Annotated in this window: 2 protein-coding genes; both read left to right on the forward strand. The window is 73.7% G+C overall.

The annotated features are described in order from the left end of the window. Positions 1-23 precede the first annotated feature (23 nt). Entirely contained in the window at positions 24-2,282 is a 2,259-nt protein-coding gene (locus tag ACWCO3_RS32745) for an SDR family NAD(P)-dependent oxidoreductase (protein WP_450013791.1), read from the forward strand. Between the two features lie 68 nt (positions 2,283-2,350). Beyond that, a partial coding sequence (locus tag ACWCO3_RS32750) for a type I polyketide synthase (RefSeq protein WP_450013792.1) occupies positions 2,351-3,713 on the forward strand: 1,363 nt, incomplete at its 3' end.

The following is a 3,713-nucleotide window of genomic DNA, read 5'->3' on the forward strand; positions in this document are numbered from 1 at the left end:
GCCGGACCAGGCAGGCTGGGGGCATGCGGGAACCATGGGTGGTCGGGGTCCGCGACGAAGGCGGCCCCGAGCGGTTCGTGCGGTCGCTGGCCGAGGCATGGGTGCAGGGCGCACCCGTCGACTGGACCACCGTCATCCCCGCCACCCGGCCCGTCGACCTGCCCACCTACCCCTTCCAACACCAGCGTTACTGGCCGGCCGGCGACACACCGGTGCCCGTCGTCGACCCGGTTGACAGCGAGTTCTGGCAGGCGGTGGAGAACGGCGACCTCACCCCCCTCGGGATCACCAACGACGGCGACGCCCTGCTGCCCGCCCTCACCGCCTGGCGGCGTACCCGCAAGGAACGCGGCACCACCGACACCTGGCGCTACACCGTCGGCTGGACCGCCCTGCCCGAGCCGCCCGACGCGTTGCTCACCGGCACCTGGCTGCTGATCACCACTACCACCGCACAGGCCGAGACTGAATTCGCCAGCGCCGCTATCGAGCAGGCCGGCGGCACCGCCGTCATCGTCGAGGTCGACCCGGCGATGACCGACCGGGCCACACTGACCGCACAGCTGAGAGCCGCGACCGGCCCCGAGCCCGCCGTCACCGGCGTGCTGTCCCTCCTGGCGGTCGCCCCGGACACCGACGGAGCCGTCCCGCGGTGCCTGACCGCGACAGTGCTGTTGGTCCAGGCCCTGGCCGACGCCGGAATCCCCGGCCGGCTCCGGATCGTCACCCGCGGCGCGGTCACCGTCGCCGCCACCGACGAGCCGCCGCTGACCGGGCCCGCCCAGGTCTGGGCCACCGGCCGGGTGCTCGGCCTGGAACAGCCGGACCGCTGGGGCGCCCTGATCGACCTGCCGGCCCGGCTCGACAGCGCCGCTCTCACCCGCTTCCAGGCCGCCGTCGCCGGCATCGACGACGAGGACCAGATCGCGGTACGCGAGGACGCCGTCCACGCCCGACGCCTCCGCCCCGCCCCCCTCGACAGCCCGGCACCACCGAACGGATGGACGCCCACCGGCACCACCCTGATCACCGGCGGCACCGGCGCGATCGGCGCACACGTGGCCCGCTGGCTGGCCGGACGCGGTGCCGAGCACCTGGTGCTCACCAGCCGTCGAGGCCCGGACGCCCCTGGCGCCGACGAGCTGCGTACCCACCTGGAACAGCTCGGTGCCCGGGTGACCATCGTCGCCTGCGACGCGGCCGACCGGGACGCGCTCGCCAGCCTGCTCGACGGCATCGGCGACCTCACCGCGGTCTTCCACGCCGCCGGCGTCGCCCGCTCGGCGCCGCTGGCCGACACCGGCCTGGACGAGTTCGCCGACGTGGTCAACGGCAAGGCGGCAGGTGCCGCAGTGCTCGACGACCTCGTCGGGGACGTCAGCGCGTTCGTTCTGTTCTCCTCCAACGCCGGGGTCTGGGGCGGGGGAGGGCAGGGCGCGTACGCGGCGGCCAACGCGTACCTCGACGCGCTCGCGGCCCGTCGCCGGGCCCGTGGTCTGCGCGCCACCTCGATCGCCTGGGGTGTGTGGGACGGCGGCGGCATGTCCGACGTCGTGATCGTCGAGCAGTTGCGCCGACGTGGCCTCGCCGCGATGGCGCCCGACCTGGCCATCGCCGCCATGGCCCGCACCCTGGACCACGACGAGACCTTCGTCGCCATCGCCGACGTGGACTGGCAGCGGTTCGCGCCCGCCTACGAGTCGGCCCGGCCCCGGCCGCTGCTGCACGAACTGCCGCAGGTACGCCAGATCCGCGACGCCGACCAGGCCGCGATCGGTGGCCAGGGGGCGTCCGCGCTCTACACCCAGCTACGCGACAGGTCTCGCGGCGAACGGCACCGGGCCCTGCTCCAGACGGTACGGGCGGAGGCCGCCGCTGTCCTCGGCCACCCGTCGGCCGATTCCGTCGAACCCGAGCGCGCGTTCCGGGAGTTGGGCTTCGACTCGGCGACCGCGATCGAGATGCGCAACCGGCTCAACGCGAGTACCGGCCTGCGGCTCGCCACCACCCTCATCTTCGACTACCCCAGCGCCCTGGTCCTCGCCGAGCACCTGCACGACGAGCTGTTCGGACCGGACGACCTCGACGACGACGCCCGCATCCGGCAGGCGCTCGCCGCGATCTCCCCGGCCCGGCTGCGTGCCGCCGGGTTGCTCGATGCGCTGTTGCGCCTCACCGACGGCGACGACGCCGAACCCGCCGCCGGGGAACCCGACGGCACCGACCTCGACGGGCTGGATGAGGACGACCTCATCCGGCTGGCGCTCGATTCCTCTCGCTGAACCACCGACGTGCGGAGCTCATGATGGCCACCTCCAGCGACAAGCTCGTCGAGGCACTGCGCTCCTCCCTGAAGGAGAACGAGCGTCTGCGCCACCAGCACCGCCGGCTCACCGAGGCGCAGCGGGAACCCATCGCTGTCGTCGGTATGGCCTGCCGGTATCCCGGCGGCGTCGACTCGCCCGAGGCCCTGTGGCGACTCGTCGCCGACGGCGCCAACGCCCTGTCGGGCTTCCCGGACGACCGTGGCTGGGACCCGGCCGCCTCGTACGCCCGCCCGGCGGGGTTCCTCGACGCGGCCGGTGAGTTCGACGCGGCGCTGTTCGGCATCTCGCCGCGCGAGGCCGTCGCCATGGACCCGCAGCAGCGGCTCCTCATGGAGACCGCCTGGGAGGCCCTGGAGCGCGGCGGCGTCGACCCGCTGTCGCTGCGCGGCCGCCAGGTCGGCGTCTTCGTCGGCTCCAACACCCAGGACTACGCGTCGGTCCTGATGCGGACGCCGATCGCCGACGAAGGTCACCTGCTGACCGGAAACGCGGCAGCCGTGGTCTCCGGCCGCCTGTCGTACTTCTTCGGCCTCGAAGGCCCGGCCATCACCGTCGACACCGCCTGCTCGTCCTCGCTGGTCGCGCTGCACCTGGCGGTCCAGTCGCTGCGGCAGGGCGAGTGCACGATGGCGCTGGCGGGCGGCGCGACAGTCATGTGCACCACCGGCGCGTTCGAGGAGTTCGAACGGCAGGGCGGCCTCGCGGCGGACGGCCGCTGCAAGTCCTTCGCCTCGGCCGCCGACGGCACCGGCTGGGGTGAGGGCGTCGGCCTGCTGCTGGTGGAACGTCTCAGCGACGCCCGCCGCAACGGCCACCAGGTGCTCGCCGTCATCCGGGGCACCGCCGTCAACCAGGACGGCGCGTCCAACGGCCTCACCGCACCGAACGGGCCGTCCCAGCAGCGGGTCATCCGCGCGGCCCTGGACAACGCCGGGCTCACCGGCGCCGATGTGGACGTGGTCGAGGCGCACGGCACCGGCACTGTCCTCGGTGACCCGATCGAGGCGCAGGCGCTGCTCGCCACGTACGGCCGTGACCGAGGGGAGCGCGACCCGCTCTGGCTCGGCTCGATCAAGTCGAACATCGGCCACACCCAGGCCGCCGCCGGTGTCGCCGGGATCATCAAGATGGTCATGGCAATGCGGCACCGCACCCTGCCGCAGACCCTGCACGTCGACGCGCCCACCCCGCACGTCGACTGGTCGGCCGGTGCGGTGGAGCTGCTCACCGAGGCCCGCCCCTGGCTGTCCGGTGACCAGCCGGCGCGAGCGGGTGTCTCCGCCTTCGGCGTCTCCGGCACTCGCCGGCGTACAGCACCGCGTTGCGGCCCCGGCCGACGTCGACGAACGCCGCCTCCATGCTCGGCAGCACGTTCTGCACCTTGCC

The sequence above is a fragment of the Micromonospora sp. NPDC002411 genome (genome assembly GCF_053592955.1).

Excerpts from the sequence above, each read along its gene's own strand:
- ACWCO3_RS32745 (WP_450013791.1), top strand. The coding sequence starts at position 24 with ATGCGGGAACCATGGGTGGTCGGGGTCCGCGACGAAGGCGGCCCCGAG.